This is a genomic window from Actinomadura sp. 6N118 (genome assembly GCF_044326415.1).
Taxonomy (GTDB): Bacteria; Actinomycetota; Actinomycetes; order Streptosporangiales; family Streptosporangiaceae; genus Spirillospora.
In genome coordinates this window covers 1-16,686 of the sequence record NZ_JBIRAZ010000001.1, presented here as the reverse complement: position 1 = coordinate 16,686, position 16,686 = coordinate 1, and the positions used below count along the sequence as shown (strand labels likewise).

Below are 16,686 nucleotides of genomic sequence, written 5' to 3'. Positions count from 1 at the left end.
GAATAACCCCGACAGATCCCGTACAGGACCCCGAGTCAGTCAGTTGTCGGTCAGACCCGGGCTGGAGGTGCTCATCTCCAGCCCGTGTCAGTGGGAGAAGGTCGCGCTGTGCAGGTCTACCGGGTTGGTGGTGTCGCCGGTGGCCGCGCCGTACACGGCCACGAAGCCCGAGCCGGTCGAGACCAGGCCGGTGTAGTCACCGACCATCCGGCCGGAGCTCGTCGCCGGCACTGTCCGGGCGTCGAACGGGCCTTCGATGTGCCGTTCGCGCCACGATCCGGGCTTCGTGCAGTTCTGCGCGCAGGTCACGGCCCAGAAGTCGGTGGGCAGCGTGGCGGCGGAGGTGTTGTTGCGGAAGTCGTAGTAGGTGACCGCCACGGTGCCGCTGGGGGACACGGCGATCGCCGGGACCGCGGCCGAACCGGTGGGCGTCTTGTCCACGCGAACCGGGCTGGACCAGGTCTTCCCGGCGTCGGTGGACCGCGCGTACGCGACGTGGAAGGTGCCGTCGGCGTCCTGGCTCTGCCAGACCGCGTTCACCACCTTGCTCTTCGGTTTGGCCGCCAGCAGCGGCAGCGAGGCGTTGCGCACAGGGTCGCCCGAGTTGTCGGGGTCCGGGATCTTGACGCCGACGGCGAACGGGGCCGTCACGTTCAGAGTCGGCGCCGACCACGTGGCGCCACCGTCGGTCGAGCGGATGACCTGGGTGGCAGCGGTGGTGTCGGTCTCGTGGTGCATACCGATCAGCAACGTCCCGTCGGCCATCGGCACCAGCTCGGTACCGATGACACCGCTGTTGGCGGGGAAGTCGTACACCTTCTTGGTGGTCCAGGTGCGCCCGTCGTCGGCCGACTTCGCCAGGTAGACCGGCTGGGTCCAGGCTCCGCTCGGCTGGGTCTCGACCCGGTCCCACACCGCGTAGACCACACCCGGGTGGTACGGGTCGGCGGTGACCGCCGGGCGGTCGTTGAAGAGGTTCGGGTCGTTGTCGCGCGCCAGGGTCACCGGGTCGTCCCAGTGCTCGCCGCCGTCGCCGGACCGCGACACGAGGATCCCCGTCGTCTCACCGGTGCGCGACAACGAGAGCGACGCGGCCACCGCCGTACCGGACGGCGTGACCGTGACCCAGTGGTCCGTCGCGACGTCGTAGTCCCCGCCGTTGGCCGCGGTCCCGCCGTCGCACCGGGAGAACGCGGGCTGCTCCGCCGAGGGACGCCAGGTCGCGCCGCCGTCGTTGGACACGGCGGCGCCGGTCCCGTTGCCGCCGTACCGGTTCCACCGGTCCTGCTGGTAGACCGCGACGAGACGCCCCGGCCGCTTCGGATCGGCTGCCAGCCAGGGCTGAACCTCGGTATTCGGGTTCAGCACATAGCCGTTGCCCTCGGGCAGCCCGCAACCCGCCGGCAGCGCACTGGTACCCGATACCCGCACCACACCGGCGCGGTCAGCACCATCCGCCAGGGCGGACTGCGCCGCAACGGTGCAGGCGAACACGGCGGCCACCGCGACCACCATTGACCTGGAACGTCGTTTCAAGGGTGTCTTCCTCATCCTCGGGGGGTGTCTCCACAGGGCACGCTGCCGCCCGGCCGGACAACGTGTTCCCAGCGGGCGCCCAACGGCACAACCGACGCTACCGCCCCAAGATCAAATCCGCCCTCACTCTTGATCATTACGGTGATCACGAACGTTCGCCGGGTGTGGAGACACGTCCGGCCGCCTCCGGGCTGGAGGCGGCCGGGCCGCACGGCGCGCAGGCGCTCGCCGTCCTGCGTGACGACGCCCTCTAACGGGCGACCTTGGGGAAGCGGATCACTCGGTCGTCGGCAGAGGCGGGGGTACCCCGGCCATCGCGGTTGCTGGTGGTGATCCAGAGATGGCCGTCGGGGCCTACGGCTACCTCGCGTAGGCGGCCGTAGGTGCCGGAGAGCGCTGCGGTGGGTGAACCGGACGTTCCGCCGGTGCCGTTCAGGGGGACTTGCCACAGGCGGGTGCCGCGCAGGGCGGCGGCGTAGAACGTGTCGCCTGCGACAGTGCCCCCACTGGGTGAGGACTGGGCGGTGGTCCAGGTGACGATGGGATCGCGGTAAGTGGGCTCGCCGCCGTTGCCTTCCACGTTGGGCCAGCCGTAGTTGGCGCCGGCCGTGATGTGGTTGACCTCGTCCCAAGTGTTCTGGCCGAATTCCGTGGCGTACATATGGCCACCGCCCCAGCCGAAGCCTTGGACGTTGCGGTGCCCGAGCGTGTAGACGACGGAGGACGGGTTGGGGTTGTCCGGCGGCGCGGAGCCGTCGGGGCGCATCCGGAGGATCTTCCCGCCGAGGCTAGAAGGGTTCTGGGCGTTGGCGGTCTGCGCCGCGTCGCCCGTTCCGGCGTAGAGCATCCCGTCGGGACCGAAGTGGATGCGCCCGCCGTTGTGGATGGACGCCTTGGGGATGCCGGAACGGACGACCTCTTGGGTGGGTGTGGCCGCGAGCTTGAAGCGGACGATCCGGTTGTCGTTCGCGGCTGTGTAGTAGGCGTAGACGTAGCCGTCCTGGGCGTAGGTCGGACTGACTGCCAGGCCTAGGAGGCCGCCTTCGCCCGCCGGCTGGACACCGGTGAGACGGGCCACCTCTGTGGGTGCGGAGCCGGGGGCCAGACGGAGGATGCGGGCGCTCGTGCGTTCGGACACCAGGGCGCTGCCGTCCGGCAGGAACGCCAGGCCCCAGGGGATGACGAGGCCGGTGCCGACCACGTCGGGTTTGGTGAAGTCGAATTCGGGCTCGGCGGCCACAGCGGCCGAGGTGGCGGACAGAGTTGAAATGGACAGGGGCGTGGCGGACAGGGCAACTCCGAGGATGAGCGCGCGGAGCCTCATATCGGTCCTCGAATCTTCAGCGGGGGGCGGACTCCTGGGTCACCGGCCGGATCACGACCGAGTAGGTGTGGTCGCGGTCCTGCCGGACCTGATATTCGGGGCGTACGGGGTTGGGAGTGTCCCCGACGCCGGTGACGGCGTGATTGACGTGGAAGGTGTTCCACCCGGGATTGCGAACGCGGGCGAACGGATAGAGGGCGCGGTCGAGGTCGTCGTACGGGGTGACGCTGACCTCCAGGTCCCCGCCTACGAGGAGACCATTGCCGCGGGTGTTCGTGAGCGAGGCCCAGCGAACGTCATCATGGTTGCCGTAATCCTGCGGCTGGTAGTACGAGACGTACTGGTCGTCCACGGAAGACGACCAGACGCCCATGCGGGTGCCGTCCTTGCGGTCGTTGTAGTTCTCGACGGGCCCGCGTCCGTACCACGAGAAACGTTTGAACGTGTCGGGCATCTTCAGCGTGAACCCCACCCGCGCCAGGTACGGAACGACTCGGACACGTCCTTGCGGGCTGACCCGGTGGCTGAGCTCGATCTGCCCTGCGCCGTCCACCTCGTACGTCGTGGTCTGGTCGAGCCACGCGTCGGCGTAACCGGGCGCCGACACCCTGCTGGTGATCCCGATCGTGGCCTTCTCGCCCGGGGTGACGGTGATCGAGGTGGGGCTGGTGACGAGCCGGTCGAGGCCGACGAGGCGCCAGTCCTCGCCCTCGGCACGGCCCCAGGTGTAGGTCTCGTTGCTGATCGGCGGGCGCCACACGTCCAGCTCCGGACCCGTGCGGAGGAGCTCGACGCCCTTGTGGCGCATCGAGCTGAGCGTGCCCTTGGCCCGGTCGAACACGTACCGGAAGTCGCGGCCGGACACGACGATCTCCTTGCCGTTCTGCGTCGTCTCCACCTTCCCGTTCGACGGCGTCCGAATCCCCGGCACCGCCGTCCCGCCTGCCGGGAACTGCCCGAAGCCGACCACGTGCCCGGCCGGGCCGTACCAGGTCCGCTTCGCCAGCACCGCCTCGACCGTGAGCCATCGTTCGTTGCCGGACGGATTCGCGGGAGGCGGCGGCACCGGCACCGGCGCCGAGCCCCCCGGGGCGAGCTTGAGCGGCAGGCCACCTGACCGCAGTGTGCGCCGGCCTTCGGTGTAGCGCCAGCGCAACTTGAGGTCGCCGGTTCCGTCGAACGAACGCTCGCTGGCGACGGAGACCTGCTCGCCCGTACGGGTGACGCGGATCGGTGACTGCACCCAGGACAACTGCGCCAGCTCAGGCTGGAGGTAGCGGTCCGAGCCGACCAGGCCGTCCACGCCGGACAGACTCTGGCCGTTGGACAGGAAGGAGCCCTTCTTGTCGAAGTCGTCGAAGTCGAGCGCCAGGGCCGCGTCCTTGGTGGGGTCGGCGCCGGCGCCGAGCTCGGCGGGGGTCAGCGCGCGGCCGTAGATCCGGACGTCGTCGATCGAGCCGTGGGCCATGCGGCCGGTGTAGTTGTCCTGCATGATCTCGGCGTTGCGGCCCACGTTGACGTCTCCAGACGACCAGGCGATGGTGCCGCTGTACGGGACGTTCGCGGCCTCCTTGCCGTCCACGTAGAGCCGCACGGCGCTGCCGTCATAGACCCCGGTGACCCGGTGCCATGTGTCGTGCCAGTTGGCGGGCACCGGCGCCCGCACGGTCCGCCAGGTGCCGCCGCTGTAGATGAAGAACTCCAGCGTCGTCTCGTTCGACATCTTGAGGCCGTACTGCTTGTCGCCCTTGGTGACGATCGTGAAGTCGCCCGTCCAGGGCTTCGCGGGCTTCACCCACGAGTCCAGCGTGACCTGGTTGCCGGTGATGTCGAGCCGCCGGTCCCGGTACACCTCCACGAAGTCGTCCAGCCCGGAGAAGTAAAGCGCCTTGCCACGGTGACCCTCGACCGTCTTCGGCAGGCCCTGCAACCAGCTCTTGATCTTGCTGGGTGAGGAGTCCGGGGTGGTGATGATCGGATGCCGCATGTTGGCCTCGGCCCAGTCCCAGATGAAGCCGCCCTGCACCTGCGGGTACTTGCGGACGACCTCCCAGAACTCACGGAAGTTGCCGAGACTGTTGCCCATCGCGTGGGCGTACTCCCCCATGATGATCGGCTTCGAGGTCGTCAGGGCCTGCGCCGCCAGGCGCGCCGGAGTCGGGTAGCGCGGCCCCCAGACGTGGGCGAACGGGGCGTCGCCGTCCGGCGAGTTCGACTGGTGGTAGAGCGGCCGGGTCGGGTCGGCGGCCCGCGCCCATTCGGCCATCTTGGTGTGCGCGATGCCGAGGCCCGCCTCGTTGCCGGTGTCCCACAGGAAGACGCTGGGGTGGTTCTTGTCGCGCGCGACCATCGCCTGGAACCGTTCGAGGAACGCCTTCTGCCATTCCGGCCGGTCGGCGAGGCAGTCGCGCGGATGGCCCGCGGGGAGCCCGCAGTTCTCCAGGTTGTGGGTCTCGATGTCGACCTCGTCGTCGACCCACAGCCCGCGGCGGTCGGCCAGCTCGTAGAGGTACGGGTCGGACGGGTAGTGCGAGGTGCGGACCGCGTTGACGTTGAGCCGCTTCATCAGCGCGACGTCGGACTCCTGCCGCGCCCTGGTCTGGTGCCGTCCGGTGTCGGGGTCGGTCTCGGCGCGGTTGACGCCCTTGATCAGGATGCGCTTCCCGTTGGCGAGCAGCTGCCGGTCCCTGATCTCGATCTCGCGGAAGCCGACGGTCTCGCTCGTGGTCTGGGTGACGCGGCCGCCGGGGGCGACCAGTTCGAGGGCCAGCCGGTAGAGGTTCGGGGTCTCGTCCGACCACTTGGCCGGATTCGCGACCGGCGTGGACAGCCGCAGGCTCGCCGTGTCGCCGGTGACGTCGACCTTGCCCGCGAAGCGCCGCACCGGCTTGCCACGCGGGTCGAGCAGGGTGGCACGGACCGTGTGCTCGCCCTTGGCGCCCTGCGCGCTGGCCAGGGTCAGATCGGCGTTGAGGGTGGCGTCGCGGTACGAGGCGTCCAGATCGGTCGTGATGTACGCGTCGCGCACGAACGTCTTGGGGGTCGAGTACGCCCACACCGAACGGAAGATGCCGCTGTAGCGCCACTGGTCGACGTCTTCGAGGTACGAGCCGGCACTCCACCGGTGGACCTGCACCGCGACGGTGTTGGCGCCCTCGCGCACGTGGGCGCTCACGTCGAATTCGGCGGGCGTGTAGCCGCCCTGGTCGTAGCCGACGTACTCCCCGTTCACCCAGACGAAGTAGGCGCTGGTCACGCCCTCGAAGCGGAGGACCGTGCGCCGGTCGCCCCAGCCCTCCGGCACGTCCAGGCGCTTGACGTAGGCACCGGTCGGGTTGATGTCGCGCGGAGTCTTCGGCGGATTGTCCGGCCAGACCTCGGTCGGGATGTTGCGGAAGACCGGGTGGTCGATGCGGTCGCTCTGCCAGGTGTGCGGGACCTTCGCCTTGGGCCAGCGAGAGGTGTCGTAGCCCTTGCGGTAGAACCCGGCGGGCACCTCACCGGGTCGTTCGGCCATCTGGAGCCGCCATTCCCCGTCCAGCGTCCGCGACCATCGCCGCTCGCTCGGCCGGAGCATGGCGTGCGCGGGCTCCTGCCCCTCCGCCACCATCTGCGGGTCGTCGAGGTAGGTGTAGACGTCGGACGGCGGAGCGGAGGTCACACCAGACCACGGCGCTGCGGAGGCGGAGTGCGGCCAGGGGAGCAATGCCACGGCGACGAGAAACGCCAGGCAGACGGTCAGGGAGCGGGAGGGGGGACGTAGCGCCATTACTGCGCCTCCTAGGTGGTGGGCGCGCCCCCTGACTGCACCCGGCACAGAATCCGACTGATGTGGTGAAGAAGTACTCCTGGGACGCTAGATCGACAAAGCGTCGCAGTCAACGATGTGGGGCCTTGATCCTATGGGGTCGGGTCGATTGGGGTTGTGTCGATTCAGGTCGTGTCGATCGGGGCCGCGTCGATGCTGAAGAGCCGTTCGTCGATCTGGTCCAGGGCGAGGCGCACGGCCCCGAGCCCGACCGCCTCGTCGCCCAGCGTCGAGGCCTCGATCCGGGTGGGGCCGAGGCACAGCGGGCGGACGTGCCGCCGCAGTTCCTCGACGAGCCGGTCCCCTGCGTGGGTGAGCTCGCCACCGACGACGATCATCTCCGGGTCCAGCGCGAGCGCCATGGCGGCGATGCCGCGCGCCATGCGGGCGGCGAGCCGTTCCACCAGCGCGACCGCCTCGGGGTCGCCGCGCATGGCCGCGTCGAGCACCCGTTCGGCACCGGCGTCCCGGCCCCCGCCGGAGCCCGCGCCAGGGGGCCACATCGCGCCGGACAGTGCGGCCGTGGTGTCGCGCAGGCCCAGCTCAGGCAGCATGCCGACCTCACCTGCCGCGCCCCAGTGGCCCCGGTGCAGGCGTCCGTTGATGATCGCGCCCATTCCGGTGTGCAGCTGGGCCAGCACATAGATGACGTCATCGACGTCCTTGGCCACGCCGCGCCAGCGTTCGGCGACGGTGGCCAGGTTGGCGTCGTTCTCCACGTACACCGGGCAGGAGAACGACCGGCCGAGCTCGCGCGCGAGGTGCAGCCCCTGCCAGCCGGGCACGACCGTGCAGATCGCCACGGTGCCGTCCGGGGCGATCACGCCCGGGGTCCCGGCGGCCACCGCCCACAGCGACGAGCGTTCGATCCCGGCTCTGGCCAGGCAGGTCTTCACCGCGGTGCGGACCGCCGCGAGCCGTTCGGGCGGCTCCCAGCCCACACCCAGATCCGCACTGTGGCCGCCGACGACCTCGCCGTCCAGGTCGGCGACGAAGATGCGGGTCCGGTGCGACTCGATCTCCATGCCGAGCGCGTAGCCGGCTTCGGCGCGGAACCGGTAGCGCCGCGCGGGTCGGCCCAGGCCGGCGCCCGAACGCGGCGCCACCTCCTCGACCAGCCCGCGTTCCACCAGCTCGCCGAGCACGCCCTCGGTGGTGGGCCGCGACAGCCCGACCTGTTTGGCCAGCTCGGACAGCGTGGGCTCGCCGCCGCCGCGCAGGGCGCGCAGCGTGGCCACGGAGTTGAGCCGCCGGAGGACCGACGGGTCTCCCCCATGGAGTGGAACTTCGGACACGGCACCTCTTGACATGGATCGGGGGTACGAGGACATTATTGCGCAACCTACTTACGAAAAGAACTTTCGTAAGTGCCTGCGCAGGTCAGGAGGCACGACGCGATGGAAGCATCGGGGGTCACGCTCGCCGTGGCGGGGGCCGGGATCCGGGGCGCCACGTACGCGCGCCGCGCCCTGGCCACCGCGCATCGCGGCGAAGCCGCTCCGGGGGGCGCGGGGGGCCGTTCCCCCTCGGGCAGCACAGAGCGCGGCGGAGCCGCGGCGGGGGGTGTGGGGGGTCGTCCCCCCTCGGGCAGGCACAGCGCGACCGTGGTCGCGGTGGCCGAGCCGGACCCGGCGCGGCGCGAGCGGTTCGCCGCCGAGCACCGCATCCCGCCGGAACGGGTGTTCGCCGACTGGCGCGACCTCGCCGCCGCCGGACGGCTGGCGGACGGAGTGATCATCGCGACGCAGGACGCCGAGCATGCCGAGCCGGCGATCCGATTCGCCGATCTCGGCTACCACATCCTGCTGGAGAAGCCGATGGCCACCAACGAGGCGGACGCCGCCGCGATCGTGGCGGCCGCCCGGCGGAACGGCTCCACGCTCGCGGTCTGTCACGTGCTCCGTTATACGCCCTACACGGCCGTGATCAGGGAATTGATCGCGGCGGGGCGGATCGGCACCCCGATCAGCATCCAGCATCTGGAGCCGGTCGGCTGGTGGCACCACGCCCACTCGTACGTGCGCGGCAACTGGCGGCGCGAGGACGAATCCGGCCCGATGCTGATGACCAAGTCATGCCACGACATCGACTGGATCATCCATGTGATGGGCGAGGTCCCGGCCCGGGTCTCCTCGTTCGGCAGGCTCTCGCACTTCCGGCCGGAGAACCGGCCGGCCGGCGCCGCCGACCGGTGCCTGGACTGCAAGGTCGAGCCGGCCTGCCCCTACTCGGCCAAACGGCTCTACCTGTCCTGCCTGGACGACCCCGACCTGCGGGCGTGGCCGCTGAGCGTGGTGACCACCGACCACACCGAGGCCGGGGTGCGCACCGCGCTGCGCGAAGGGCCGTACGGGCGGTGCGTGTACGCCGGTGACAACGACGTGGTCGATCACCAGGTCGTCAACATGGAGTTCCCCTCCGGGGCGACGGGCGCGTTCACCATGACGGCGTTCTCCCCGTACGTGCAGCGCCAGACCCGGATCTTCGGCACGGCGGGCTTCATCGAGGGCGACGGCGCGCGGCTGACCTTGCGCGACTTCGTCACCGGCGAGGAGGAGATCTTCGAGACGGCGGACCACCACCGCTCACCGGACGGCCGCCACGACGACGCCGACGACGCCCTGGCGGACGCGTTCATCGCGGCGATCGCCACCGGGGACCCCTCCCTTCTGCCCTCCGACGCGCAGGAGAGCCTGGCCGCCCACCGGGTGGTCTGGGCGGCCGAACGCGCACGTCATTCCGGCACGGTAGTTGACATAGCGAAAGGCACGGCCCAATGAACACCAAGACCCTCACCGGGACCGCGGCTGCTGCGATCGCCCTGGCGCTGGCCCTCAGCGCGTGTGGATCCGGGAGCGACGACAAGGGCTCGTCGTCCACCGCGACGAACGAGGGGCGCGGCCCGATCACGTTCGCCACCGGCAAGGACCTGACCGGCACGATCCAGAAGCTCGTCACCAAGTGGAACACCGCCCACCCGAACGAGAAGGTCCGGATCATCGAACTGCCGGAGGACGGCGACCAGACCCGGCAGCAGCTGGTCCAGAACGCGCAGATCAAGTCCGCCGCGTACGACGTGATCCGGCTGGACGCGGTCTGGACGGCCGAGTTCGCGGCGCGCCGCTGGGTCCTGCCGCTGGACGAGTCCAAGCTCGACCCGTCCACGTTCGTGCCGGCCGCGCTGGAGACGGGCAAGTACCGCGGCAAGCTGTACGCGGCGCCGTGGCTCACCGGCACCGGCATCCTCTACTACCGGACCGATCTGCTGAAGGCCGCCGGGGTGAAGAGCCCGCCCAAGAACTGGGCCGAGCTGACCGACGCCTGCGCCAAGGTGAAGAAGACCTCCGAGGGCAAGGGAGTCGATTGCCTCGCGGGCCAGTACGACAAGTACGAGGGCCTCACCGTCAACTTCTCCGAGGCGGTCCAGTCCGCGGGCGGCCAGGTCTTCGACGCCTCCGGCAAGCCGCAGGTGACGAGCCTGCTGGCCAAGGCGGGGCTGCAGTTCCTGGTGGACGGCTTCAAGCAGGGCACCATCCCGTCCAAGGGCGTGACGCTCAAGGAGGAGGAGGGCCGCCGCGCGTTCCAGGACGGCAAGCTCGTCTTCCACCGCAACTGGGCGTACGTGTACGCGATGGCCTCGGCCAAGGACGGCTCGTCCAAGGTGAACGGCAAGTTCGACGTCGTTCCGCTGCCGGGCAAGGACGGCCCGGGGTCGGGGACGCTCGGCGGCAACAACCTGTCGGTGTCGGCCTTCTCCAAGAACCAGGCCACCGCGCGTGACTTCATCACCTTCATCGTGAGCCTGGAGACCCAGCGCGAGTACGGCAAGGAGCAGTCCTTCCCGCTGTCGCGCACGGCGCTGTACGACGACCCCGCGATGATCAAGCTCTACCCGTACCTCCCCGTCCTGAAGAAGAGCCTCGAAGCCGCCAAGCCGCGCCCGGTCGCGGTGAAGTACAGCGAGGTCAGCGCGGCGATCCAGGACAACGTCACCGCCGCCATCACCGGCAAGAAGACCGTCGACCAGGCCTCGGCCGACCTGCAGACGGCGCTGTCCGGGCTGACCGACTGACCCCGCATCGACTGACCCCGCGCGGATCACAGGAGTCACGTTGACCCACACGAGCACCGGTGCCGGACCCGGCCCCACACCCGCCGGGTCGCCACCAGCGGCGTCCCCTGCCGGACCGGCTCCCACCGGCCGCGGGCGGCCCGGCAGGGGACGGTCCGGCAGGGGACGGTCCCGCCGAGCGGACAGCCAAGGGCGGCTGGCCGCCGCTCTGCTGTCGCCGACCCTCGCGGTGCTCGGCGTCGTGATCGCGTTCCCGATCGCGGTGGCCGTCTGGGACTCGCTGCACACCACCAGCGAGGAACTCGACGCGGACGGCCTGGTGGTCGAAGGCACCCGGTTCAGCGGGTTGAGGAACTACGCCGACCTGTTCCGGGGTGAGACCGGCGACCGGTTCCTGAACGCGCTGTGGAACACCTCGTTCTTCACCGTCACCACCGTCGTGCTCGAAACCCTCCTCGGGCTCGGCATGGCGCTGCTGATGCACCGGGCGTTCCGAGGCAGGGCGCTGTTCCGGGCGAGCGTGCTGGTGCCATGGGCGATCCCCACGGCCATCTCCGCGCTGCTGTGGCGGTGGATCTTCTCGGCGGACGGCGTGGCCAACGCGGTGCTCGGCCGTGAGGTGCTCTGGACGGCCGACGGCGCACCGGCCAAGTACGCGGTGATCCTGGCCGACACGTGGAAGACCTCGCCGTTCGTCGCGCTGCTCGTCCTGGCGGGGCTGCAGATCATCCCGCAGGAGGTGTACGAGGCGGCGCGGGTGGACGGGGCGAACGCGTGGCAGCGGCTCTGGAACATCACGCTGCCGATGGTCAAGCCGGCACTCCTGGTCGCGGTGATGTTCCGGATGTTGGACTCGCTCCGCATGTTCGACGTGCCGCAGGTCCTCATCGGCACCCGCAAACCGTCGGTGGAGACGCTGTCCCAGCTGGCCTGGGACGAGGCGATGAACCTGCGCTTCGGCCCCGCGGCGGCCTCCGCGATCGCCCTGTTCCTCTACATCATCCTCGCCGCGTACGTCTTCGTCCGGCTGCTGGGCGCCGACATGATCGGAAGGGGCACCGGAAAATGAGCAGCCGCGAAATGAGCAGCAGGCAAGGGCAGGGCGGGCTGAAGCGGCTCACCGACCCGCTGACGATGATCGCCGTGGTGGTGTTCTGCCTGGCGCCCTTCTACTGGATGATCGTCTCCAGCCTCCGCCGCACCAACGACATCCTCGACATGTCCCCGCTGCCGCAACCGTGGTCGCTGGAGAACTACCGGGCGGTGTTCGACAGCGGCAACGGCTTCGTCCGAGCGCTCGGCAACAGCCTCATCGTGGCGGGGCTGACCACCGTGCTGACGCTGATCGTGGGCGTGTCGGCCGCGTACGCGCTGGCTCGGCTGGAGTTCCGCTTCAAGCGGCTGGTGCTGGCGCTGATCGTGTCGACCTCGATGTTCCCGGTCAGCCTGCTCATCGTCCCGCTGCTGAGGTTGTTCACCGACATCGGCTGGATCAACACCTACCAGGCGATGGTCGTGCCCAACCTGTCGTTCGCGCTGCCGCTGGCGGTGTGGAACCTGACCGTCTTCTTCCGTCAGCTTCCGTTCGAACTGGAGCAGGCGGCGATGGTGGACGGGTGCACGGCGGGCCAGGCGTTCCGGCGCGTCATCCTGCCGCTGGCCGCGCCGGGCGTCTTCACCACCGCGATCATCACGTTCGTGGTGGCGTGGAACGAGTACATGATCGCGGTGAGCATGGTCAACGAGCAGTCCACCAAGACCGCCAACGTGATCGTGGCCCAGTTCACCGGCCAGCACGGCTTCGACCAGCCGTTCGGCACCCAGATGGCGGCCGGGGTCATCGTGACCGTGCCGCTGGTGGCCGTCGTCCTCGTCTTCCAGCGCCGCATCGTCGCCGGGCTCACCTCCGGCGGCCTCAAGTGATCATCTTTCGTTGAGTCCGGTTTCACCTCCCGTTCCGTCGTTCCCTCCAGTCTGCTCACCATCGGGCCCAATCCCCTCTGGAGTACCGCGCATGAGATCACCCCTGCCCGCCCCTGGGCGCCGCTCGTTCCTGGCGATCACCGGCGTCAGCACCGCGGCGTTCGCGCTCGGCACCGGTCATGCCGCCGCCGACGAGAACGTCGGCGGCAAGATTCCGGCCGATCCGTTCGGCCTCGGCGTCGCCTCCGGCGACCCGTGGCCCGACGGCTTCGTCCTGTGGACCCGTCTCGCACCCAAGCCGATCGAGGCCGACGGCCACGGCGGGATGCCGCTCCGCTCCTACACCGTGCGGTACGAGGTCGCCGAGGACGAGGCGTTCACGAAGGTCGTCAAGCGGGGCCAGGCCCTCGCCACCCCGGAGCTCGCCCACTCGGTGCACGCCGAAGTGCACGGGCTGCGGCCCGGCCGCGAGTACTTCTACCGCTTCCGCGCCGGCAACGAGGTCAGCCCGACCGGCCGCACCCGGACCGCGCCGGACCCCCGCTCCATGCCCGCCGAGCTGCGCTTCGGCTCGGCGTCGTGCGCCGCCTGGTACCACGGGCACTTCACCGCGTACGAGGACATGGCCAAGCAGGATCTCGACCTGATCTTCTTCCTGGGCGACTACATCTACGAGTACGGCATCACCAAGACCAACTGGTGGCGCCAGGAGCCGCTGCCGCTGGGCCCCGAACACGGCACCGAGATCGTGACGCTGGAGCAGTACCGGCTGCGCTACTCCCTCTTCAAGACCGACGCGCACCTGCAGGCCGCCCACGCCGCCGCGCCGTGGGTGTTCACCACTGACGACCACGAGGTCCAGAACAACTACGCCGACGAGTGGTCGGAGACCGGGATCCCGCCCGCCGACTTCCTGCGCCGCCGCGCCGTCGCGTACCGCGCGTTCTACGAGAACCTCCCGCTGCGCAGCACGGTCAAGCCGCACGGCCCCGACCTCGCGCTCTACCAGCGCTTCAGGTGGGGCCGCCTCGCCCAGATCGACATGCTCGACAACCGGCAGTACCGCGACATCTATCCGGCGGGCGCCGTGATCGACAACTCGCCCGAGCGGCACGACCCCAAGCGCACGATGCTGGGCGCGAGGCAGGAGAAGTGGCTGTACGACGGCCTGGGCAGGTCGAACGCCACCTGGAACATCCTCGCCACCGGCGTCGTCATGGCCGAGATCGACCGCGACACCGGCCCGGGACAGCTCTACAGCAACGACATATGGGACGGCTTCCCGGCCAACCGCGACCGCCTGTGGAACGCCTTCCGCAAGCACAAGATCGCCAACCCGGTGGTGCTGTCGGGCGACATCCACCGCGCCGTCGCCGCCGAGCTCAAGGCCGACTGGAAGAACCCCGACTCCCCCGCCATCGGCACCGAACTGGTCTGCAGCTCGGTCGGCTCCGACGGCGACGGCGCCGAGACCGACAGCTTCGCCAAGCTGTGGCTGGCCAACCCGCACGTCAAGTACTACAACGCGCGCCGCGGCTACGTGACCGGCCACATGACGCCGACGACGCTCACCTCGGATTTCCGCCGCGTCGAATTCGTCACCCGTCCCGGTGGCCCGGTCACGACCGCGGCCCGCTTCGTCACCGAGGCCGGCAAGCCCGGCCTGACGCGAGAGGTGTGAGATGACTGAGATGACAGGGAACGCTGAAAAGAACCGGCCCCTTGCACGCCGTACCGCCCTCGGTCTCGCCGCCACCGCCGTCGCCGCAGCACCTCTCGCCGTCCTCCCCGCCGAGGCCTCCGCCGCGTCCGGCGGTCCCCCGCCCGTCCGCAGGCTCCGGGCCAAGAGCGAGATCGGCCGGATCCGGCTGAGCTGGGAGAGCGACCCGTACAGGCCGTTCGTCGACCACTACGCCGTCTACGGCTCGAAGACGGCGGGGTTCAAGATCGGCCCTGACACGCTCATCGCCAAGACCGTCTACTCCTCGTTCCCCCACGACCGCATGGGCGGCAACCGCCAGGACTGGCGCTACCGGATCGTGGTGGTGGACGCCGCGGGCAACCGCAGCCGCCCCTCGGCCGAGGTCTCCGGCCACAGCACCGAATCGGTCATCGTCTCCGGCAAGCCGATCGCGACCGTGGGGTCCTTCGACCACAAGAGCCTGGAAATGGCGCTCGCCCCCAACCTGTCGGCGCAGTACAGCACCAAGTTCCCGAACGGTGTGGACTACACGTTCGGCACGAGCAAGCCCGAGAACGACTGGTCCTACATCCAGCCCGGCCCGTCCGACGCCTGGGCCGGCAACAAGCCCAGCCGGGCCACCTTCCGCTTCGCCCTGGACGCCGTCCCGGCCGCCGAAACCTGGCTGGCGATCTGGCTGCTGGACACGCACGCCTCCCTCGCCGGCGCGGTCACTCTCGCGGTCAACGGCACGCAGATCAGCGAAGTGCAGCTGGAACGGGGCGCCAGCCGGGGCTCTCTGGAGGGCGACGCCACCGTCCCCGGCACCACCCTCAAGCCGTCCTATGTGGAGCTCGCCCTCCCGGCCTCCGCCTTCAAGACCGGTGAGAACGTGCTGACCATCGACAAGAAGATCGGCTCCTGGCACGTCTACGACGCCCTAGGAATCTTCACCCGCTGATCGGCCGTCCCTGTCGACCGTTCCTTGTGATGGCCGCGGTCAACGACCGCGGCCATCATCCAGTTAAAGCGCACCTGAACGGTTCTCAGGAGCGCCCGAGGTAGAGGCGGCGTTCCTGAGGAGTGAACGTCCGGGTCGTGCGCCGGCGGGCCAGGTCGAGCACCTGGTCACCAGGTCCGCACAGTTCTTCATTTCGTGGTGTCTGATGGGATTCCACTCGGACCCCGGCCAGGTTGTGTTGTCCGGGGCAGCGCGACTGTGGGCGCGCGTTGGTGTCGCTGGCGGTGTTCGGCCGGGCCGGTTCCCCAGTGTTGGGTGAATCGGTGGTCGAGGTACGCCAGAACCGCATCCCTGGTCATCTTCGTCAGCCCGCTCGGGCACGAACGTCGTGCTGCGATCGCTCGGGCGGCGTTGATGTCGGCATGCAGGGTCTTGCCGCAGAACCCGCATCGGAACAGGTTCTGCGAGCGGCGGTTGCGGGCGTCGGTGTATCCGCAGCCCGAGCATTGGCGGGAGGTGTGGGCCGGGTTGACGACGGTGACGGCGATGCCGTGGTCCTCGGCCAGGGCGGCCAGCCGTCGTTTGAGCACGGCCCGCCCGGCCCGCGACACGATCCGCCGCAGCGTCGCCGACAGGCCCTTGCCGCGGAAGTCCAGGTCCTCCACGACCAGCTCGGCGATGTCGCGTTCGGTGAGCCGGTTGATGATCCGGCCGACCTCGTTGTCCACGTAGCGGCGGATTCGCTTGGTGAGGTTGCGCCAGCGTTTGCTGTCGCGGAACCGGATACCTTGCTGCGACAGGCGCGCCTGCAAGGTGGCCAGTTCGGCGTCGCGGGCCCGCAGCCACGCGTACAGGGCCTGCCCGAGCCGTTGGCCGTCGCTGGTGGTGAGCAGACTGCACAATCCCCAGTCCAGGCCCACCACGCTCCCTTCGGCGCGAGGCTCGGACTTACCGGAAGTCTTGATCAACCGGATCGTGACCTCACCACCGTCAGCGACGGTCACCTGCACCACGCTCGACAACTCCCCAGGCTGCGCGTCGAAATACTCGCTGGACTGCAAAGGGATGCGAACCGGGCCACCAGCACCTGGCAGACGCGAGACACGCAGCCACCACGCGAAACAACCATCAACGCCGGTCGCGTCGGCGGGGGTCTCACGCTGGGCGATCGGGCCGTCGAACAGCATCGTGCGGACCCGTGACAGGTTCGGGAACGGGTGATCGGTCCGCAGCGCCTGCTCGGCCAGCCGGCGGGCCAGCGCCAGGTCCTCAGGCGTGGCGGTGAACACACCGCCACCATCTGGATCGGCGTCCTGATCGGCGGAGCGGCCGGTGGTGCGGCCGGTGGTGTATTCGGGGCGGAACCAGGCACGTCCGGCGT

At 69.7% G+C, this 16,686-nt stretch carries 11 protein-coding genes; 6 read left to right on the top strand and 5 right to left on the bottom strand.

Going from position 1 to position 16,686, the window contains the following annotated elements:
* Window positions 1–87: 87 nt before the first annotated feature.
* The 4 genes from ACH34W_RS00055 to ACH34W_RS00040 form a co-directional block, all read right to left on the bottom strand.
* On the bottom strand, window positions 88–1,536 hold the full coding sequence (locus ACH34W_RS00055) for a sialidase family protein (protein ID WP_395958532.1): 1,449 nt from the start codon (window positions 1,534–1,536) through the stop codon (window positions 88–90).
* Window positions 1,537–1,786: 250 nt separating this feature from the next.
* A complete protein-coding gene (locus tag ACH34W_RS00050; protein WP_395958531.1) occupies window positions 1,787–2,860 on the bottom strand; it encodes a PQQ-dependent sugar dehydrogenase in 1,074 nt (357 codons plus the stop codon).
* A gap of 16 nt (window positions 2,861–2,876) precedes the next feature.
* Entirely contained in the window at window positions 2,877–6,629 is a 3,753-nt protein-coding gene (locus ACH34W_RS00045) for a glycoside hydrolase family 2 TIM barrel-domain containing protein (RefSeq protein ID WP_395958530.1), read from the bottom strand.
* 164 nt (window positions 6,630–6,793) lie between these two features.
* The gene (locus tag ACH34W_RS00040; RefSeq protein ID WP_395958529.1) at window positions 6,794–7,963 is read right to left on the bottom strand and encodes an ROK family protein; all 1,170 of its coding nucleotides are present in this window, start codon (window positions 7,961–7,963) and stop codon (window positions 6,794–6,796) included.
* Between the two features lie 102 nt (window positions 7,964–8,065).
* On the opposite strand from ACH34W_RS00040, the gene ACH34W_RS00035 reads away from it, so the two are divergent.
* From ACH34W_RS00035 to ACH34W_RS00010, 6 genes are all read left to right on the top strand, one after another.
* A complete protein-coding gene (locus ACH34W_RS00035) occupies window positions 8,066–9,448 on the top strand; it encodes a Gfo/Idh/MocA family protein (protein WP_395958528.1) in 1,383 nt (460 codons plus the stop codon).
* A complete protein-coding gene (locus tag ACH34W_RS00030; RefSeq protein ID WP_395958527.1) occupies window positions 9,445–10,740 on the top strand; it encodes an ABC transporter substrate-binding protein in 1,296 nt (431 codons plus the stop codon). Before ACH34W_RS00035 ends, ACH34W_RS00030 begins: the two co-directional genes overlap by 4 nt.
* Before the next feature lie 40 nt (window positions 10,741–10,780).
* Entirely contained in the window at window positions 10,781–11,809 is a 1,029-nt protein-coding gene (locus ACH34W_RS00025) for a carbohydrate ABC transporter permease (RefSeq protein WP_395958526.1), read from the top strand.
* The gene (locus ACH34W_RS00020; protein WP_395958525.1) at window positions 11,806–12,663 is read left to right on the top strand and encodes a carbohydrate ABC transporter permease; all 858 of its coding nucleotides are present in this window, start codon (window positions 11,806–11,808) and stop codon (window positions 12,661–12,663) included. Before ACH34W_RS00025 ends, ACH34W_RS00020 begins: the two co-directional genes overlap by 4 nt.
* A gap of 91 nt (window positions 12,664–12,754) precedes the next feature.
* On the top strand, window positions 12,755–14,344 hold the full coding sequence (locus ACH34W_RS00015; RefSeq protein WP_395958524.1) for an alkaline phosphatase D family protein: 1,590 nt from the start codon (window positions 12,755–12,757) through the stop codon (window positions 14,342–14,344).
* A gap of 1 nt (window position 14,345) precedes the next feature.
* A complete protein-coding gene (locus ACH34W_RS00010) occupies window positions 14,346–15,305 on the top strand; it encodes a polysaccharide lyase family protein (RefSeq protein ID WP_395958523.1) in 960 nt (319 codons plus the stop codon).
* A 188-nt stretch (window positions 15,306–15,493) separates the two neighbouring features.
* Here the strand turns inward: ACH34W_RS00010 and ACH34W_RS00005 are convergent.
* Window positions 15,494–16,686 (bottom strand): RNA-guided endonuclease InsQ/TnpB family protein (locus ACH34W_RS00005; RefSeq protein WP_395958522.1); only part of this gene is annotated, 1,193 nt, incomplete at its 5' end.

Coding starts and splice junctions, on each gene's coding strand:
- ACH34W_RS00050 (WP_395958531.1), bottom strand. CDS start 2,860: ATGAGGCTCCGCGCGCTCATCCTCGGAGTTGCCCTGTCCGCCACGCCC.
- ACH34W_RS00045 (WP_395958530.1), bottom strand. CDS start 6,629: ATGGCGCTACGTCCCCCCTCCCGCTCCCTGACCGTCTGCCTGGCGTTT.
- ACH34W_RS00035 (WP_395958528.1), top strand. CDS start 8,066: ATGGAAGCATCGGGGGTCACGCTCGCCGTGGCGGGGGCCGGGATCCGG.
- ACH34W_RS00030 (WP_395958527.1), top strand. CDS start 9,445: ATGAACACCAAGACCCTCACCGGGACCGCGGCTGCTGCGATCGCCCTG.
- ACH34W_RS00020 (WP_395958525.1), top strand. CDS start 11,806: ATGAGCAGCCGCGAAATGAGCAGCAGGCAAGGGCAGGGCGGGCTGAAG.
- ACH34W_RS00015 (WP_395958524.1), top strand. CDS start 12,755: ATGAGATCACCCCTGCCCGCCCCTGGGCGCCGCTCGTTCCTGGCGATC.
- ACH34W_RS00010 (WP_395958523.1), top strand. CDS start 14,346: ATGACTGAGATGACAGGGAACGCTGAAAAGAACCGGCCCCTTGCACGC.